This window comes from Desulfurivibrio modestus, assembly GCF_044068625.1.
In the GTDB taxonomy this organism is placed as follows: domain Bacteria; phylum Desulfobacterota; class Desulfobulbia; order Desulfobulbales; family Desulfurivibrionaceae; genus Desulfurivibrio.
The window spans coordinates 59,426-76,428 of the sequence record NZ_JBIPKH010000015.1 but is presented as its reverse complement, the minus strand read 5'-3'; the positions used below and the strand labels follow the sequence as shown (position 1 = coordinate 76,428).

Here is a 17,003-nt window from a genome sequence, read left to right as displayed (position 1 = left end):
CCGGAGCTTCAGCTGGACCGCTCCATCATACCGGACCACGGTTACGGTGACGGCCACGGCCCAGGTGGAGGGTGATCTCGACCCCGGCAACAACACCCTGGAGGCCACCCAACGCATCAACTGACCGTTTTTTCAGCTCAAAACGCCTCCGCCCTCTGGCGGCTTAAACGCCAGAGGGCGGAGGCGAAGAGTTTGCGTTCGCCCAAGCCTCAAACAACTTGGCGCCACCGGCGCAACACATCTTTACCCGCGGCACCCCTAACAATCCTTGGAGGAGGAACAACAAATGAAGAAGCACTACCTGGCGCAAGCCACCGCCGCCCTGGCGGCCCTGACCCTGACGGCGGCGGCCCCGACCATCGCCGGCACCATCAACCACTGGGACATGCATAATGTCACGGTGGCCCCACCCCCCCACACCATGTACGAGCTCCACGACAGCACCGTCTTCACTGATTCGTCCAAAACCCTGTCTTACGGCGCCGTCTACTGGAAAGAGAGCGACAACCAGGCCCCGGGGATGCAGGTGGTCAACGACGACTTTCGCACCGGTGAAAACTGCATCATGGCCACCGGCTTCCTGACCGAGACCGGGGAGAACAAAACCTGCTCCGACCCCTTCCAGGAGAGCAAGCGGTGGAAGGTCAAAGCCTACGAAAACGAACCCGTCGACATCTACTTTTCGGTAACCGATGACCGGACCAGCCAGACCTACCGCTCCATGCAGAAACTGACCAACGCCACCAGCGGCCGCCTGCAGGGGTTCACCATGGAGTTGGGCTTCATGGCCAACGGCGTCTTCCTGCCCTCGACCCCGGGGGACGGCTTGGGCTTCTCCGAGCGGCGGGGCCGCTTTTTTGAAGGAACGGTTACCTATGATCCCAGCAAACCCGATGTCCTGTCGGCCTTTTTCCCCCACGACATCGCCGGCGCCCCCGACGAGAACCACCCCGACCCCGGCTACTTCTATCCCGAGGAGCGGATGTATATCGATCTGGAGGCCACCGAGGACAAGATCACCAGCACCGGCATCTCACAAAACCACCTGGACATTCTCGGGGAATGGTACACGGCCGGGGCCGTACCCGTGGCTCTGTTCTACGACGATGACAACAACCCCTACACCGACAACGAGTTGATGGCCCACTGCGAATGGGACTACAACCCCGACACCCTGGAGTGCCAGGGAGAATGGGTTACCTATCGCAGCTGCACCGGGCTGGACGCCAGCGGCGAGCCCTGCGATTCCGACGGCATCCGCAAGGTGGTACCCCAAGCGACCATCGACCAGTTTCTGGCCGATCCGCTCTGGGGGATCGACTATTTTGACGACGTCGCCAACGTCACCCTCAACTACTTCATTACCGTGGCCCGCAAAATGACCTGGCCGACCCCCGACCAGTTTGTCCTGCGGATCACCACCATCCCCTCCGACGGCCAGTCCAACCCGCCGCCCAGCGATGATCCGCCGGTCGTGGATGAGGACGCCGATGTGGCGGTTACCGCCCTCAATATCCCCCGCCTCAAGCGCAACGAAAGCGGTGATATCACCGTCACCCTCAACAACACGCTGGCGGGCGCGGTGGACGGTCAACTGAACCTGACGGTCCGCGACGACAGCGGGGCCACCCTGGCCTCCTACAGCAGCGCCTTTACCACCCCGGCCGATTCCTCCAGCCTGACCCGGAGCTTCCGCTGGACCGCCCCCTCCTACCGCACCACGGTTACGGTGACGGCCACCGCCCAGGTGGAGGGTGACATCGACCCCGGCAACAACACCCTGTCGGCCACCCAGCGCATCAATTAACAACCTCAGCCCCTCCTCCTCCCCCGGATTTTTTATCCTGGGGGGAGGAGGGCCCCCTGCGCCGCGAACCGCTGGCAAATATCGACCCTGACCGGGCAAAGAAAAGATTTGGACTTTTCTCCCCAAGAGCGTTTATATAGCCCTTGGGGCCGGGAACTTGCCACCCGGGCAATGGAGGGGAGATATGCGAATCAGGTTCCTTTCGCGGCGGGACGCCGTCGCGCTCCTGGAGATCATCCATGCCAGCCTGACCTGCTCTGCGGAGGGGCAGCTCAGGCTCCTCATGGCCCGCCTGAGCTCTTTACTCCACTGCCAGGCCGGACTCTCCTGCATCGCCAGGATGGATCAGAACCGGTTTGCCGAGTTGCGGGTAGTCAACCTGGACTATCCCGCTGAATACCTGGGCGAGCTGACCCGGCGGCAACTGGTGCTGCGGGACCCCATCGTGGTCGAAAACTTCAGGACCTTCCGCTTGCAGTACTGGGCCGACACCTTTGAGCGCTGCCCCCTCTCCCCCGCCACCCATGAAATCCTTTCCCTGGCCGAGGATTACGGCTTTGCCCGGGCCCGCAGCGGCTGCGGCTATGGTCATGGGGTCAAAAGCCGGGACGGCGCCAGCGGCAGTTTTTTCTGCTATCACGGCCTGGAGCGCAGCCAACGCAGCGAAGAGATCCTCCGCCTGGTCGCCCCCCATTTCCATGAGGTGTTGCGCCGGCTGGGGGATCCCCCGGCGAGAACCTCCCCCGCCGTCACCCCGCGGGAAAGGGAGATCCTCCAGTGGCTGGCCCAGGGCAAGAGCGGCTGGGAGATCTCGGTGATTCTCAACATCAGCGAGCGCACCGTGAAATTTCACACCAGCAATATTCTCCATAAGCTCAATGCCGACACCAGGGCCCACGCGGTGGCCATCGCTCTGGAACTGGGCCTGGTGGCTTTCTCCTGACCCCCACCGGCGACAACTGGAGCCACGGGCCGGAAACCTTCACCCGCCATCGCCCCCTCCCTCCCCCGGGGATGCCCGAGCCGCCCTGATGACACATTGTCGCAGATAAAATTGTGGCATCAGGCTGAATTTTGTGCCAGAATGGCTCAGGCCAGGAGGGAACTTCGACCCAGCGACCGGCATCCCCCGTCGCTGATGGCGGGGCCCCGACGGCTCCCGCCGCCCCCTTCTTGGCCCCAAACATCACCGGGGAGAATCTATGAAAAGTCATCTCTGGAGACCCCTTTGGGTGGTCCTGGTCCTGGTGGCCCTGCTGCTGGTGGTTCGCCAATTCATGGTTCCCGCCGACTTCGGGGTCCATGGCGAAAACTTCACCTACGGCTTTTACCGGCAAGCCAACGTGGCCGAGTGGCGGGAGTTCCCGGCAAAATACCGGGGGAGCGATTATTGCAACCTCTGCCACACCGAACAGGCCGCCTTAAACAGGAGCTCTCCCCACGCCCCGATCCAGTGTGAAAACTGTCACGGACCGGCCATCGATCATCCCCAGGACCCGCCCCGCCTGGCCATCGACCGGGGCCGGGGGTTGTGTTTGCGCTGCCATGCCGCCCTGACTACGCCCGACAGCGGTCGCCGCCAGATCGCGGCAATCGAATCGGCCCGGCACCATCCCGGTCGGGAGTGCGTGCTCTGCCACAATCCCCACAATCCCCATCAATCGAGCCCGGAGGTGTCGCGATGAGATGTTCGCGCCGAGCCTTGCTCAAAACCGCGCTCAAGGGGGTGGTGGCGGCAGGCCTGCCGCTGACCGCCTTCCGCTTTCTGAGTCCGGTCGATGCCCGAGCCCTGACCGCCGACCCCGCCATCCGCTGGGGCTTTCTGGTGGATACCCGCAAATGCGTGGGGTGCGGCCTGTGCGTTAAAGCCTGCAAGCAGGAGAATGAGATTCCCTATGATGCCCCGGTCAGCCGAACCTGGGTGGAGCGGTATGTGGTTACCCGGGACGGGGAGGTCCATATTGACAGCCCGCTGGCGGCCCGGGACGGTTTTACCGACCCCAGGATCCGGGGGCGGGAGATTCAGCCGGCGACGATCAGCAAGGCCTTTTTCGTGCCCAAGCTTTGCAACCAGTGCGAAAATCCCTCCTGTGTCCAGGTCTGTCCGGTGGGGGCAACCTACAAAGCCCCCGATGGCGTGGTGCTGGTGGACCGCTCCTGGTGCATCGGCTGCGGCTACTGCGTGATGGCCTGTCCTTACGGGGTTCGCTTTTTCCACCCCGTACACAAGGTCGCGGAAAAGTGCAACTTCTGCTACCACCGCATCCACCGGCAGCTAAGCGCGGCTTGCGTGCTGGCCTGCCCCTTCGGAGCCCGGCAGCTCGGCAACCTGAAGGATCCCGACGATCCGGTGACCAAAGCGGTGCTGACCGAACGGGTGGCGGTGCTCAAGGATGAATACGGCACCAGACCGCAGGCCTTCTATCTGGGCCTGGACATGGCAGTGAGGTGATAAGATGATCGCAGGGTTGCCCGACCAGGTACATGGCTACGAGTGGACGGTGAAGGAGCTGTTCGTCTACCCCAACGAGTTCATCTACTGGAGCATCCAGATCGTCATGTACCCTTACATGACCGGGCTGGTGGCCGGGGCCTTCGTCCTCTCCTCCCTGTACCATGTCTTCAACCAGAAAGACCTGAAGGATATGGCCCGTTTTTCACTGATTTTTTCCCTGGCCCTGCTGCCGGTGGCGATGATGCCGCTCCTGATGCATCTCCAACACCCACTGCGGGCCCTGAACGTCATGTTCACTCCCCATTTCACCTCGGCGATCGCCGCCTTCGGCATCGTTTTTTCAACCTATGGGGCCATTGTCATCACCGAGATCTGGTTCGTCTATCGCCGCTATTTCGTCGAGCAGACCGTGGCCCTGGCCCAGCGGCAAGATCCGGCCGGCCGGATGAAGCTGGCCCTTTACCGGCTCCTGACCCTGGGGGCGTACGATCTCAGCGAAACCGCCCTGGCCAAGGACCGCAAGGCGGTCTGGATTCTGGCCGCCGCCGGCATTCCGGTGGCCTGCTTTCTCCATGGCTACGCCGGCTTCATTTTCGGCTCGGTCAAGGCCAACGCCCTCTGGATGTCACCCCTGATGCCGGTAATCTTCATCATGTCGGCGGTGGTTTCCGGCATCGCCCTCTGCCTGCTGACCTATATCGCCATCATGCAGTGGAAAAAATTTCGCGCCATCCTGAGTCGAGGCCGGGGGGATCAAAGCGTCCAAGCCATCAGCGGGGAGCAGCTGGAGGTGATGAGCAAAACCTCCAAATATCTGCTGGGCTTTCTGGTGGCCGCCGTGGTGCTGGAACTGCTGGATCTTATCTTCCGGGGCTATACCGCGATGAAGTCCTGGGAAATTCTACGTTCGGTGATGTACGGCAAGGATTTTGTCCATATCTTCGTGCTCCAGTTCGGACTGGGCAACCTGCTCCCCCTGCTCCTGCTCCTCCTGCCCCGCCTGACTCTGCGCCGGCTGACCCTGGCCCTGATCCTCATCCTCTTCGGGGTCTTCATGATGCGCTGGAACGTGGTGATCGGCGGCCAGGCCTTCTCCCTCTCCTTTGCGGGTTACATGCATTACCAGCTGCCGATCATCCCCCACAACCTGGAAACCTTCCGGGAGGGTTTGTTGGGCGCCCTGCTGGTGGCGATTACGCCCTTTGTTCTCTTCTGGGCCCTCAACAAGGTGGTGCCGGCCCTCGACCCGCCAAATTAACCAGCCGAAAACGGTGTCGCTTCAGGAGGAGAGGTCAAAAGCCTCCAGCAGATCAAGGGAGCGCTCAAAAAGGGGAGGCAGGGCGGCAAAGTCGACCCGGAGCAACCGGGAGATCTCCTCCGCCATTTGCCACTCCCCCTTCTCATAGGCGATCACCAGCCGCAAGGCCAGGGTGACCACCCCCTCCCCCCGGTCAAGGAGCGCGTCCACCACTTCCGCAGCCAGGGAGATCTCCGTCAGGATATCCGCCATGCTTTTGTCCAGCATGGCCGGCAGCAGGGAAAACATGCCGGCGGTATGGAAGGGGCCGGAATCGGCGGAGCTGGGGGAGATCAGCCCGGCGATCTGTTCACATAAGCTGCCTCGGATGATGGTCTGGCGCAGCAATTCGGTGGGCTTGTCGTCGGCGATGTAGGAGAGCATCATCAGCGACAGCCACTGGCGAAGATTATTCTCTCCCAGCATAATCACCGCCCCCTTGATCGCGCTGATCTCCCGGGCCCGGGCGAAATAGGCCGAGTTGACATACTTCAGCAATTTGTAGGCCAGGGAGGCGTCACGGGTGATAATCTCCGCCAGTTGCTCAAAGTTGTAGTTCTCATCCTGGATCAGCCGCAGAATCTGGAGATAATGAAGTTTGGACCCCGCGATATCCCGCCCGGAAACAATCTTCGGTCGACTAAAAAAATAACCCTGAAACAGACTGAAACCCAGCTTTTTACAGTAATCGAACTCCTGGTCGGTTTCGACCTTTTCGGCCAGCAGCTTAAGCTTGGGGTTGTGGCCCAGGACAACAGCGACCTGGCGGGCCAGCTCCTCCCGGCTCAATTGCCGAATATCAAATTTGATGATCCGGGCCAGGCCGACCAGGGGCAGCAGTTTTTTACCGAAAAGGAAGTCATCCAGGGCCATGACATAACCCCGCCGCGCCAGGGCCTCACAGGCCGCCACCACTTCGCGGGAGACCCGGACATCCTCCAGGATCTCCACCACGATCTCCTGCCGGGGAAACAAGGTGGGAAAGCCCCGGAGCAGCAGATCCTCGGTGAAGTTGACAAAAACCTTTTTCCCCCCGGCCAGCCGGGGAAGACCGATGAGCAAAAAACTGCTGGTGATTACCCTGGAAGTGGCCTGCTCACCACCCGCCTGGCTCGGATCGAAGAAGTTGGCCAGGCTGCTGCGGAAAAGCAGTTCATAGGCAAACACCTCCTTGTTGCGCTTAAAGATCGGCTGCCGGGCAACAAATATCTCGGACGACGCAGGGTTCATCAAAAAGGGCCCACCATGTAACGGGAAATAATCTCTTGGCCATGATAACCCTTATTATCCACAAAACTGATGATTGGGAAGGTATAATTTCACTCCTTTAGCCCCCTATCCCCCGATCCAGGCCAGAACCTCCTTTTTAGTGGGGGTTTTGCCGGAACATTTAATCTGACCATCGATCACCACCGCCGGGGTGGTAAAAACCCCCAGTTTGGCAATCTCGTTGAAGTCGCTGACCTTGACCACCCGGGCGGTGACTCCGGCCTCAACCAGGGCCTCCCGGACCACTCTTTCGGTTTCATGACACTTGGCGCAACCGGGGCCGCAAACCTTGATTTCCATGATCGTTCCTCCTTTTGGTTAAGCCTGGTCTTTTGATTAAAAAAATGTTCCGTAAAGCAGGCCGCTGATGGTGGCCATGACCACCACCAGGGTGACAAAAATCACGGTTTTCTGGGTGCCGATCAGGCTGCGGATCACCAGCATGTTGGGTAAGCTCAGGGCCGGACCGGCCAACAGCAGGGCCAGGGCCGGCCCCTTGTGCATGCCGTTGCCGATCAGACCCTGGAGAATGGGAATCTCGGTGAGGGTGGCAAAATACATGAAGGCTCCCACCAGGGAGGCAAAAAAGTTGGCCCCCAGGGAGTTGGCCCCCACCGCCCGGCTTACCCACTCGGAGGGGATCAACCCCTCCTGGCCCGGCCGGCCCAGCAGCAGGCCGGCCACCAGAACTCCCAGCAGGAGCAGGGGCAGAATCTGCTTGGCAAAATCCCAGGATTCCTTGAACCAGGTGCCGTTTTCATCCTCCCGGCGGCTGAGCAGCAAGCTCAGGCCGATAACTCCGGCGATAAAGGCCAGGGTGGGCTGACCGGGAAAAAAGAGCGCCAGCAACAAGGGCGGCGCCCCCGCCAGCAGCACCTGCCCCTTGGGCAAGCCGAACCAGAACATCAACATGATTCCCAGCAGCAGGGCGAACAGGCCGGTGAGCCACCAGCGGTAGACGGCCACCAGGGACCAGAAGCCGCCCCCTTCGCCCCCGCCCCAATTGGCAAAGACCAGAATCCCGATCATGGCCCCGAAAAAGAGGGCGTTCTGCCAGAGCGGCCGACTGCTTTCCTCCTGGGGCTGGGCGGCTTGGGCCAGCTGCTTTTCCCGCTCTTCTTTACGATAAATCCAGTGCATGGCCAGGCCGATTACCACGCTGAAAGCAATGGCCGCCACCGCCCGCGCGATCCCCATCTCGGCCCCCAGCACCCGGGCGGTCAGCACAATGGCCAGGACATTAATGGCGGGGCCGGCGTAAAGAAAGGCGGCCGCCGGCCCCAAACCGGCCCCCATGCGGTAAATCCCGGCAAAAAGGGGCAGGACGGTGCAGGAGCAGACCGCCAGCACCGTGCCCGACACCGAGGCCACCCCGTAGGCCAGCACCTTGTTGGCCCCGGCCCCCAGGTACTTCAGCACCGAGGCCTGACTGACAAAGACGGCGATGGCCCCGGCAATGAAGAAGGCGGGAATCAGACAGAGCAGCACATGCTCCCGAGCATACCAGCGGACCAGCTCCAGGGCCTCCTGGATGGCGTTGTCGAAACGAGGTATTCCCACCGGCAGGTGATAAACCGCCAGAAAAACGACCACTATCAGGGCCAATGGTTTCCATTCCCGCTGCCAGTCCATATTTCAACCTCAATCCTTAAGGGGGGAGACAGCGGAGCAGAGTTCATGCCGATTCACCCCGGGCAACCGGGCCAGCAGGTCATCGATCCGGGGGTCCCTCTCCAGCCAGCCTGCCAAATTTTTGAGCATGGCCGCGGCATAGGGGGAGTCGGAGCCGTCGGCCAGATAATAGTTGATCCAGGTACCATCTTTGACATAGGCCACCAGACCGGCTTCCTCCAGAGTCCGCAAATGCTTGGACACCGTGGACTGGGCCAGGCCCAGCAGGGCGGTCAGCTCACAGACGCAGAGGGGACGGCGGGCCAGGACCTTGAGGATCGCGACCCGGTTGGGATCGGAGAGGGCCTTCATCACCCGGGTAAATTTTTTTGTTTCCATCTCGCCCTATTCGCTGTTGTTAAATCGTTACATGGCGATATAGTGATCCCTGCAACGGGTTTTGTCAACAGCCAGGGAGTTTTTTCATGCGAAAATTGCAACTGATTTCACTACGGGGCGGATACTGGGTGATGTGGGGGGTCCTACGGGACGATTCTGGTTGGCCTGATTCTGCTTTGGGTGGCGGCGGACATGCCGGGCTTCAACCGCTGCGCCCTGCCGGGCGGCGGCCTGCTGGGCAAACTGAAGATCAATGGTGCCCCCGGCGCCTTGATCCTGGGCCTGGCTTATGGAGTTCTTTCCGGCACCCGCACCTTCGGCTTTATCGCCCCGCTGCTGGCGGTGGTCTCGGTTCAGGGGGTCTACTCTATAATCCGGCCATTTATTCAGTAAGAGGTTAAATCAACTCCACCGCTCTTCATCACCTTCCTGCTGGTCGACCGCCGAGGGTGGGGGAAGCAGTTCGCGCTCCGCGGCCCGCTTCCGCGCCCGGGAAGAACCCCGACCACCGGTGATCTCGCCGGTTTTCCCCGAGCCGTAAATCAGGGACACCAACTCGCCGACATAGAATTTGGCCTGCTCCGCCTGGGAGCTCAGCTCCTCGGCCGCCGCCGCCGACTCCTCGGAGCTGGAGGCGATCCGCTGCACCACCGCGTCCATATCGTGTACGGCCTGATTCAACTGCTTGAGTCCCCGCGCCTGCTCGCCGGAAGCGGCGGCAATTTCCCCCACCAGGGTGCCGGCCCGGCTGGTACTCTGGGCCACCTCACCAAAAGCGGTATTGGCTTGACCAACCAACTCCGAACCCTCCTGGACCCGCTTTACGGTCCCCTCGATCAGGCTTTCCGTACTCCGAGCGGCCTCGGCGGCCCGCATGGCCAGGTTGCGGACCTCGTCGGCCACCACCGCGAACCCGGCTCCGGCCTCACCGGCCCGGGCCGCTTCCACCGCCGCGTTCAGGGCCAGCAGGTTGGTCTGAAAGGCGATGCCATCGATGGTCTTGATGATCTTAGAAGTTTCCTCGCTGGCCCGGGTAATGGCCTGCATGGAGGCGGTCAGTTCAGTCATGGTGGCGGCGGCCCGCTGGACCAGGCCACCGGCCTCCCGCATCAGGTTGTCGGCGCTGCCGGCATTCTCGGCGTTCTGGCTGGTCATCGCCGAGATCTCTTCCAGGGAGGCGGAAGTTTCCTCCAGGGAAGCCGCCTGTTGCGAGGCCCCGTCCGCCAGATCCTGACCTCCGGCCGCCACGTGCCCCGCCGAGTCGGCAACCTGGGCCGCCCCGTCGTTGAGCCCATGGATAATCCCTCCCACCGGGGTGATGACAAAACGGGCCAGACACCAGTAAACCACGCCGCAGAGGGCCAACAGGACCACGACGATGGCCAACAGGATAGCTCCCCCCAGCCGCCGGGAAGCCTCCTCCAGCTCCCGCTGGGTTACCTGGACCTGCTCGTCGATCCGCCGGGAAACCTCCCGGGAGTTGCGCTCCACTCCGGCAAAACTAAGACCGACCTCAACGGCACCCAGCAGCTGCTCATTGAGGACGATATTCTGGCTCACGGTCTCCCAGGCCTGGCCCTGCCCCTTGGCCTCGGCCATCACCCGCCGCTCGGGATCGTAAAAAACCACCGCCACAATATCCTGATCTTTCCCGGCATCCCGGGCCAGGTTGGCCATGGTGTCAAAATCATAACTGACCACCAGGGCCGCTCCCGACTGGGCCAGCAATGCGGCAATCGATTCCCCCTTCCGGCGCAGCATCCCGGCCAGCAGCTCCTCCTGGGCGGCCTGCTCCAGCTGCAATTGCCCAACAAATCTTTCCGCCTGGAGGCTCTGGGACTGGTGGGCGGTATAGATGGCCACCGCCGCCAGGACGGCCATCAAGCCAAGGGCCAAACCCGAAACCCGGACAATAAAGCGAACCGCAATCCCTCTCCTGGTGGCCGTCATTTCAACTCCTTGGCTTGATGGTTAAAACAGTCCCGTCGCTTACTGGATTTACTGGGCGATCTTAGCGTCAACTTTTTTCATGATCTCCAGCAGCCGGGCGTAATCCTCGGCCCTGGTCACCGCGAAGCCGGTGTAGCCCGCGTTGATACTGGTATATACCGCCGGGTCCTTGGCCCCCACCAGGGCGTCCTGGATCTTTTTCAGGGTGGCGGCGTCAACCTTGGGCCCCACTGCGATCACATGCTCATACACCGGCTCGCTCTCGGCAATCACCTTGAGCCCCTGGTCCAGATACTTGGCGGCCACGTCGGGCTTGAGCCCTCCCGCGTCATGCCGGCCCTGAAGGACGGAGTTGGCCACGTTATCGTGGCGACCGGTGAAATCGTACTGCTGCAGCGAATCAAAAACCCCTGCCTCCATCAACATCACCGCCGGCAGATAGGCGGAGAGGGTCGAGCTCCGATCGCCAAAGGCGAACTTCTTGCCCTTGAGGTCGGCCAGGGTGTTGATTCCGGAATCCTTGCGGGCCACGATCACCCCGTTGAAGGTGGGCTTGCCCTGATCCTTGGCGGTGGCCACCAGCCGGATCTTGTCGGGATGCTGGGCGTGGATTTCGGCGAAAAGCGACGGCCCCATGAAGAAGATGTCGATCTCCCCGGCGACCACGGCCTGGCTGAAGGCCTCGTAATCCCGGGCGCTGCGAAAGGAGATCTTGGCTCCGGTGGCCTCCTCCAGCAGGGAGATCATCGGCCTGAAGACGCCGGCCAGTTCGGCGGGATTCTTGAAAGGATGGGAGCCGAAAACGTAGGATTCCGCCGCCGCCAGGGGGGAGGCCAGAAAAGCCAGAACCAGAATCGCAACCAACAGGGACTTGATCTTGCCGTACATGCACGCACCTCTCTGGATTTTTTGATCGGCCACAAGGCTCCGAAACCGTTTGGAGCCGACAAAACCGCCGCGGCCGAAGGAAACAGCATTCCTAGCCACCACGGGGTAACAACTAGTTTCTTCTCTCAAAAAAAGCAGATTATGTCAATAAACAAGATTTTTTATCCTAACATTTCTCCATTTGGATTTGCCCACCCCTCTCTCCCCTGGCAAACGTTGCCTCGGACCGGGGGAATCTGGTATGCTGCCCCCCGACAGCACCGGGGCAAGGCGCCAAATCGGACCTGCCGCCCCAGGGGCCAGAGGGGAACACAACCATGGACAGCATCTACCGCATTGTAGAAAACATTGCCCAGTGGGGGTTGCTGGCCGCCAACTGGTGGCAACTGGCGGTCATCATTCCGGCTCTGATCGCCTCCTGGGTGGCCCAGCGCGGGCTCAAACGGTGGCTGGAACTCTACAGTCCCGAGGGCGGCGAGGGCTTTCGCCACCTGGCCCTGCGCTCCGCCATGCGGATCGTCTGGCCCTTCAGCCTGTTGTTCTTTGTCCTGGTGGGCCGGGAGGCCCTCGGTTCCCTGGGTTACCCCCGCGAGCTACTGGACCTGGCGGTGCCCCTGCTGCTCTCCCTGGCCCTGATCCGCATTCTGCTCTACATGCTGCGCAAGAGCTTCGCGCCGGGCCCGGGCCTCAAGGCCAGTGAAAATGTGATCGCCACCGGCATCTGGCTGGTGGTGGGCCTGCACCTGCTGGGCTGGCTGCCGGCCATCCGGGCCGGCCTGGACTCCCTGGCCGTCCGGGTGGGCCAGACCAAAATCTCGCTGTTGTCGGCCCTGGAACTGACCCTGCTCATCGGCCTGGCCATCGTGGTGGCGGTCTGGCTTTCCGGCCTGATTGAACGCCAGGTATTGCGGCTCCGCTATTTAAGCGCCGCCATGCAGGTGGGGCTGGCCAAGTTCGCCAAGTTCTTCCTGATCACCATCGCCCTGCTCCTGACCCTGAACCTGGTGGGGATCGACCTCACCGCCTTTGCCGTTTTCGGCGGCGCCCTGGGGGTCGGGCTCGGTTTCGGGCTGCAACGGATCGCCTCCAACTTCATCAGCGGCTTCATCCTGATCATGGATCGCTCGGTCAAACCCGGCGACGTGATCACGGTGGGTGACAAGTACGGCTAGGTGGAGGAGTTGCGGGCCCGCTACATCGTGGTCCGTAACCGGGACGGGGTGGACACCCTGATCCCCAATGAAACCCTGATCACCACCCAGGTGATCAACTGGAGCTTTGGCGACCGCAACGTCCGGCTCAAGGTTCCGGTCCAGATCAGCTACGACGATGATCCCGAACAGGCCATGGAGCTGATGCGGGCGGCCGCCCAAACCTCTCCCCGGGTCCTGGCCGATCCCGTGCCGGTGGTTCGTTTGCTGGAATTTGCCGACAGCGGGATCGCCTTGGAGCTGCGAGTCTGGATCGGTGATCCCGAGCAGGGTTCCGGCGCGGTTCTCTCGGAGATCAACCTGGCGATCTGGCGGGCCTTCAAGGAGGCCGGGATCACCATTCCCTACCCCCAGCGCGACCTGCACCTCAAAAGCGTCGCCCCCAGCGCCTCAGCCTTGCTGCGCACAAATTAGCTTCCCAGGGCGACCCTTTTATGCTAATAATTATCAACTAAAGATTATCTTTGGTGGATAATATTAGGCCGCATGGAGTTAGTTGTGATCGGCAAATTGAGCATCATCCTTCTTGCGGGGGCCTTGACCCCCTGCCTTCTGCTTCTGTCCGCCTTCTCTTCGACCGCCGCCGCCGATAACACCCTGTCGCAGTCAACAGCCGCCAGGCAAAAACTGACCTGGGCGGTATTCGCCTATCTGGGGATCGAAAAAACCACCCAACAGTACCAGCCCATCGTCGCTTATCTCAATCGACGGCTCACGGACCATGAAGTTGAACTTCGGGTCCTGCCCATGGCTGAAATCTTCGCCGGGATCGAGGCTGGCTCCTTCGAACTGGTGACCACCAACCCCACCCATTTTCTGGTGGTGCGTCGGATGTTCCCCCTGTCCGGGGTGGTGGCAACCCTGATGAACCTGGACAGCGCGGGCAAGGTCCAGAGCCGGCTCAGTGGCGCCATCGTGGTCCGCAGCGACCGCTCCGACCTCAACACCCTGGCCGATCTCCGCAACCAGCGGATTGCCGCCCCCAGCCAGGAACACATGGGGGGCTACCGGGCCCAGGCCTACGAGCTGCATCTCGCCGGGGTTAATTTGCCGGAAGATGTTAATTTCTTGCGGTTTACCGGTGTCCACCAGGAGGCGATCCGGACCCTGCTCAGCAACGAGGTCGACGTCGCCTTTGTCCGCAGCGGGGTCCTTGAAGAGATGGTGGCCCTTTCTGTTCACCCTTGCGGCCTGCCTGCTCCTGATCGCAACCCTGGCGGCCGCCTGGATCGTTACCCTGCGAAGACAGCGAAGGGACCGGGGCAACTACGCCAGGGAGATCGAGGCCGCCAACCGTCACCTGGCCCCCCAGGCCCGGGCCAAAAACCTGACCTTAAGCTGCTGGGCCGCGCCGACGGTTCCCGCCCTGTTCCATGGCGATCCGGGCCGCATTCGCCAGATTCTGCTCAATCTGGTGGGCAACGCCCTTAAATTCACCCCGGCGGGCTCCATTTTCATTAAAATGGCCGTCGAGGCGGAAACCAGGGAGCACATCACCCTCCGCTTCACCGTTCGCGACACCGGCATCGGCATCCCCCGCCACCAGATGACGCTGCTGTTTGAAAAGTTCACCCAGGTGGACACTTCAACCACCCGCCGGTTCGGCGGCACCGGCCTGGGACTGGCCATTTCAAAGCAACTGGCGGAGATGATGGAGGGGGCCATCGGGGTGAGAAGCAGGGAGGGGGCGGGGACGGAGTTCTGGTTCACGGTCAAGCTGGCCAAACAGCTCGGGGCGACGGCAAACGGCCAAACCGAAATCTGCCCCGTCTGCCCACGGCCGGAGCAGATCCGCCACCAGATCCTGAATCTGTTTGCCGACTGTCCCGCCCCCATTTTGCTGGTGGAAGACAACCCCATCAATCGCCAGGTGGGCCTGGGTCTGTTGAAAAAACTGGGCCTTGGAGCCGACACCGCCGGCAATGGCGCCGAGGCCCTCCAGGCCCTGACCACCACTCCCTATGCCCTGGTGCTGATGGACATTCAAATGCCGGTAATGGATGGCCTGGAGACCACCCGGCGGATTCGCGATCCCCAATCGGCGGTGCTGGATCACCGGGTGCCGATTGTCGCCCTGACCGCCCATGCCATGGCCAGAGACCGCGAGTCCTGCCGGGCGGCGGGGATGAACGGCTATGTCATCAAACCGATTGATCCCCTGCTCCTGGTCCAGGAGTTGAAAAAATGGCTGCCCCACCGGAAAACTTGGGGAACGGCGGCGGTGGGGAGCGAGCCCACCCACCACTCGCCGGTTTTTGACCGGGAAGATTTAAATGAACGCCTGATGGGAGACTGGGAACTGGCCCGGGAACTCTTCGCCCTGTTTCGCCGTGACACCCCCGGACAGATCGCGGAACTTGCCCGGGCCATCGAGGAGAATCAACTGCAACGGGCCGGGATGCTGGCCCACCGGCTCAAGGGAGCGGCCGCCAACCTGGCGGCCCCCGCCTTGCGCGACGGGGCCGGGGCCATGGAGGAGGCCGCCAACCTGGCCGACCGGGAACAATTGCAAACCCTGCTGCCGGAGTTGCAACGGCGCTTTAGCGAGTTGCAGGCCGCCATGGCGGCGGAAACCCGACTTCCCCGCCAATCCGCCCCCCAAGCCGGAAGAGCAGCCCCGGACTTCAGTGGCCCTCTACCCTTTGGGGGAGAAATATTCCCGGGTCAGCCGAAACACCACCGGGCTGAGCAGCAGCAGGGCGATCAGGTTGGGAATCGCCATCAGGGCGTTGAGGGTGTCGGCCACCAGCCAGGCGAAGGTCAACTGAGCCGTCGCCCCCAGCGGGATAACCGCGACCCAGAGCAGGCGGAAGGGCAGAATCGATTTGACACCGAACAGGTACTCCACGCAGCGTTCACCATAGACGCTCCATCCCAGCAGGGTGGTGAAAGCGAAAAGCATCAGACCGAAGGTGACGATAAACTGGCCGACCCCCGGCAGACCGCTGCCGAAGGCGGCGGATGAGAGGGCCGCTCCCGACTGACCACTGTCCCACAGGCCGGAGATCATGATCACCAGGGCGGTGATGGTACAAATGATGATGGTGTCGATAAAGGTACCCAGCATCGCCACCGTCCCCTGGCGCACCGGGTCCACGGTTTTGGCGGCGGCATGGGCGATGGGGGCCGAGCCCAGACCCGCCTCGTTGGAGAAGATGCCGCGGGCGACCCCCATCTGAATGGCCAGCATCACCGCCGCCCCGGTGAACCCGCCACTGGCCGCCGCCGGGGTAAAGGCGTGCTGCACAATGGCCCACAGGGCTCCGGGCACCGCCGGCAGGTTGAGCAAAATCACCAGCAGGCCCCCGGCCACATAGAGCAGGGACATCAGGGGCACCAGCTTACCCGCCACCCGGGCAATCCGCCGGATGCCGCCGATCAGCACCGCGAAGACCAGCAGGGCCATGACCAGGCCGGTGAGCAGGGGGGGCACCCCCAGGTTGGCCTCCAGCACCTGGGCCACCGAATTGGCCTGGACCATGTTGCCGATACCGAAGCCGGCCAGGGCCCCGAAGATGGCGAAGGCGGCTCCCAGCCAGCGCCAGTGCCGGCCCAGCCCGTTCTTGATGTAGTACATCGGCCCGCCAACGTGGTCGCCGCGCTCGTCAACCTCGCGGTATTTGACCGCCAGCAGCGCCTCGGAATATTTGGTGGCCATCCCCACCAGGGCGGTACACCACATCCAGAAGATGGCTCCCGGGCCGCCGATGGCCACCGCGGTGGCCACCCCGGCGATGTTGCCGGTGCCGATGGTGGCCGAAAGCGCGGTCATCAGGGCATTGAAGGGGGTGATATCCCCCTCTTCGGTGGAGCGCCGCCCTCGCCAGAGCATGCGGAAACCATGCCCCAGGCGGCGCAGGGGCATGAAACCCAGACCGACGGTGAGGAAAAGGCCGGTCCCCAGGATCAGCACCAGCATCAAAGGGCCCCAGACAATACCGTTGAGCTGTTCAATCAGCCTGACCATCAACTCCATTGGTGATTCTCCCCTGATGTTAAAGCCAACAAGCCGGGCTTGGCGGTCGGCGGCAAATTGCTTTACGGCGGTCAGGGAGCTTGATACCTTGAACCTAGATCAAGGTCAAGCCTTCCGGCCGACTCAGCAGCGGGAGATGT

General features: G+C 62.1%; 14 protein-coding genes and 3 pseudogenes. 10 read left to right on the top strand and 7 right to left on the bottom strand.

Features of this window, described 5'->3' with window-relative positions:
* The first annotated feature begins 286 nt into the window (after window positions 1-286).
* From ACHHRT_RS10060 to nrfD, 5 genes are all read left to right on the top strand, one after another.
* On the top strand, window positions 287-1,807 hold the full coding sequence (locus ACHHRT_RS10060; protein ID WP_395499633.1) for a choice-of-anchor F family protein: 1,521 nt from the start codon (window positions 287-289) through the stop codon (window positions 1,805-1,807).
* A gap of 184 nt (window positions 1,808-1,991) precedes the next feature.
* Complete coding sequence (locus tag ACHHRT_RS10055) at window positions 1,992-2,750, top strand: helix-turn-helix transcriptional regulator (RefSeq protein WP_395499632.1); 759 nt, start codon at window positions 1,992-1,994, stop codon at window positions 2,748-2,750.
* A gap of 259 nt (window positions 2,751-3,009) precedes the next feature.
* On the top strand, window positions 3,010-3,492 hold the full coding sequence (locus ACHHRT_RS10050; RefSeq protein WP_395499631.1) for a cytochrome C: 483 nt from the start codon (window positions 3,010-3,012) through the stop codon (window positions 3,490-3,492).
* On the top strand, window positions 3,489-4,259 hold the full coding sequence (locus ACHHRT_RS10045) for a 4Fe-4S dicluster domain-containing protein (protein ID WP_395499630.1): 771 nt from the start codon (window positions 3,489-3,491) through the stop codon (window positions 4,257-4,259). The genes ACHHRT_RS10050 and ACHHRT_RS10045 overlap by 4 nt, the downstream gene beginning before the upstream one ends.
* Window positions 4,260-4,263: 4 nt before the next feature.
* Window positions 4,264-5,520, top strand: coding sequence for an NrfD/PsrC family molybdoenzyme membrane anchor subunit (nrfD, locus tag ACHHRT_RS10040; protein WP_395499629.1), 1,257 nt, complete (start codon window positions 4,264-4,266; stop codon window positions 5,518-5,520).
* Window positions 5,521-5,541: 21 nt separating this feature from the next.
* Here the strand turns inward: nrfD and ACHHRT_RS10035 are convergent, their stop codons facing one another.
* The 4 genes from ACHHRT_RS10035 to ACHHRT_RS10020 form a co-directional block, all read right to left on the bottom strand.
* Window positions 5,542-6,789 (bottom strand): EAL and HDOD domain-containing protein, encoded by a 1,248-nt coding sequence (locus ACHHRT_RS10035; protein WP_395499628.1) that lies wholly within the window; start codon window positions 6,787-6,789, stop codon window positions 5,542-5,544.
* 105 nt (window positions 6,790-6,894) lie between these two features.
* Window positions 6,895-7,128 carry a thioredoxin family protein gene (locus ACHHRT_RS10030; RefSeq protein WP_395499627.1) on the bottom strand — a complete coding sequence of 78 codons (234 nt, stop codon included), beginning with the start codon at window positions 7,126-7,128 and terminating at the stop codon, window positions 6,895-6,897.
* Between the two features lie 36 nt (window positions 7,129-7,164).
* Window positions 7,165-8,460 (bottom strand): permease, encoded by a 1,296-nt coding sequence (locus tag ACHHRT_RS10025; RefSeq protein WP_395499626.1) that lies wholly within the window; start codon window positions 8,458-8,460, stop codon window positions 7,165-7,167.
* A gap of 9 nt (window positions 8,461-8,469) precedes the next feature.
* Window positions 8,470-8,838, bottom strand: coding sequence for an ArsR/SmtB family transcription factor (locus ACHHRT_RS10020; RefSeq protein WP_395499625.1), 369 nt, complete (start codon window positions 8,836-8,838; stop codon window positions 8,470-8,472).
* 115 nt (window positions 8,839-8,953) lie between these two features.
* On the opposite strand from ACHHRT_RS10020, the pseudogene ACHHRT_RS10015 reads away from it, so the two are divergent.
* A pseudogene (locus ACHHRT_RS10015) lies at window positions 8,954-9,195 on the top strand (cytochrome C biosynthesis protein); the annotation flags it as partial.
* A gap of 45 nt (window positions 9,196-9,240) precedes the next feature.
* On the opposite strand, the gene ACHHRT_RS10010 reads toward ACHHRT_RS10015, so the two are convergent.
* Window positions 9,241-10,788 (bottom strand): methyl-accepting chemotaxis protein, encoded by a 1,548-nt coding sequence (locus ACHHRT_RS10010; RefSeq protein WP_395499624.1) that lies wholly within the window; start codon window positions 10,786-10,788, stop codon window positions 9,241-9,243.
* A gap of 48 nt (window positions 10,789-10,836) precedes the next feature.
* Window positions 10,837-11,709 (bottom strand): phosphate/phosphite/phosphonate ABC transporter substrate-binding protein, encoded by an 873-nt coding sequence (gene phnD / locus ACHHRT_RS10005; RefSeq protein WP_395499623.1) that lies wholly within the window; start codon window positions 11,707-11,709, stop codon window positions 10,837-10,839.
* A 284-nt stretch (window positions 11,710-11,993) separates the two neighbouring features.
* Here phnD and ACHHRT_RS10000 point away from each other — a divergent pair.
* The 4 genes and pseudogenes from ACHHRT_RS10000 to ACHHRT_RS09985 form a co-directional block, all read left to right on the top strand.
* A pseudogene (locus tag ACHHRT_RS10000) lies at window positions 11,994-12,941 on the top strand (mechanosensitive ion channel family protein); the annotation flags it as partial.
* Window positions 12,939-13,301 carry a mechanosensitive ion channel family protein gene (locus tag ACHHRT_RS09995; RefSeq protein ID WP_395499636.1) on the top strand — a complete coding sequence of 121 codons (363 nt, stop codon included), beginning with the start codon at window positions 12,939-12,941 and terminating at the stop codon, window positions 13,299-13,301. The pseudogene ACHHRT_RS10000 and the gene ACHHRT_RS09995, both read left to right, overlap by 3 nt.
* 72 nt (window positions 13,302-13,373) lie before the next feature.
* Window positions 13,374-14,318: a phosphate/phosphite/phosphonate ABC transporter substrate-binding protein gene (locus ACHHRT_RS09990; protein ID WP_395499622.1), complete on the top strand. Its 945-nt coding sequence runs from the start codon at window positions 13,374-13,376 to the stop codon at window positions 14,316-14,318.
* Window positions 14,302-15,432 (top strand): annotated as a pseudogene (locus ACHHRT_RS09985) (Hpt domain-containing protein); the annotation flags it as partial. The gene ACHHRT_RS09990 and the pseudogene ACHHRT_RS09985, both read left to right, overlap by 17 nt.
* A 90-nt stretch (window positions 15,433-15,522) precedes the next feature.
* Here ACHHRT_RS09985 and ACHHRT_RS09980 read toward each other — a convergent pair.
* On the bottom strand, window positions 15,523-16,863 hold the full coding sequence (locus ACHHRT_RS09980; protein WP_395499621.1) for an alanine/glycine:cation symporter family protein: 1,341 nt from the start codon (window positions 16,861-16,863) through the stop codon (window positions 15,523-15,525).
* Window positions 16,864-17,003 lie beyond the last annotated feature (140 nt).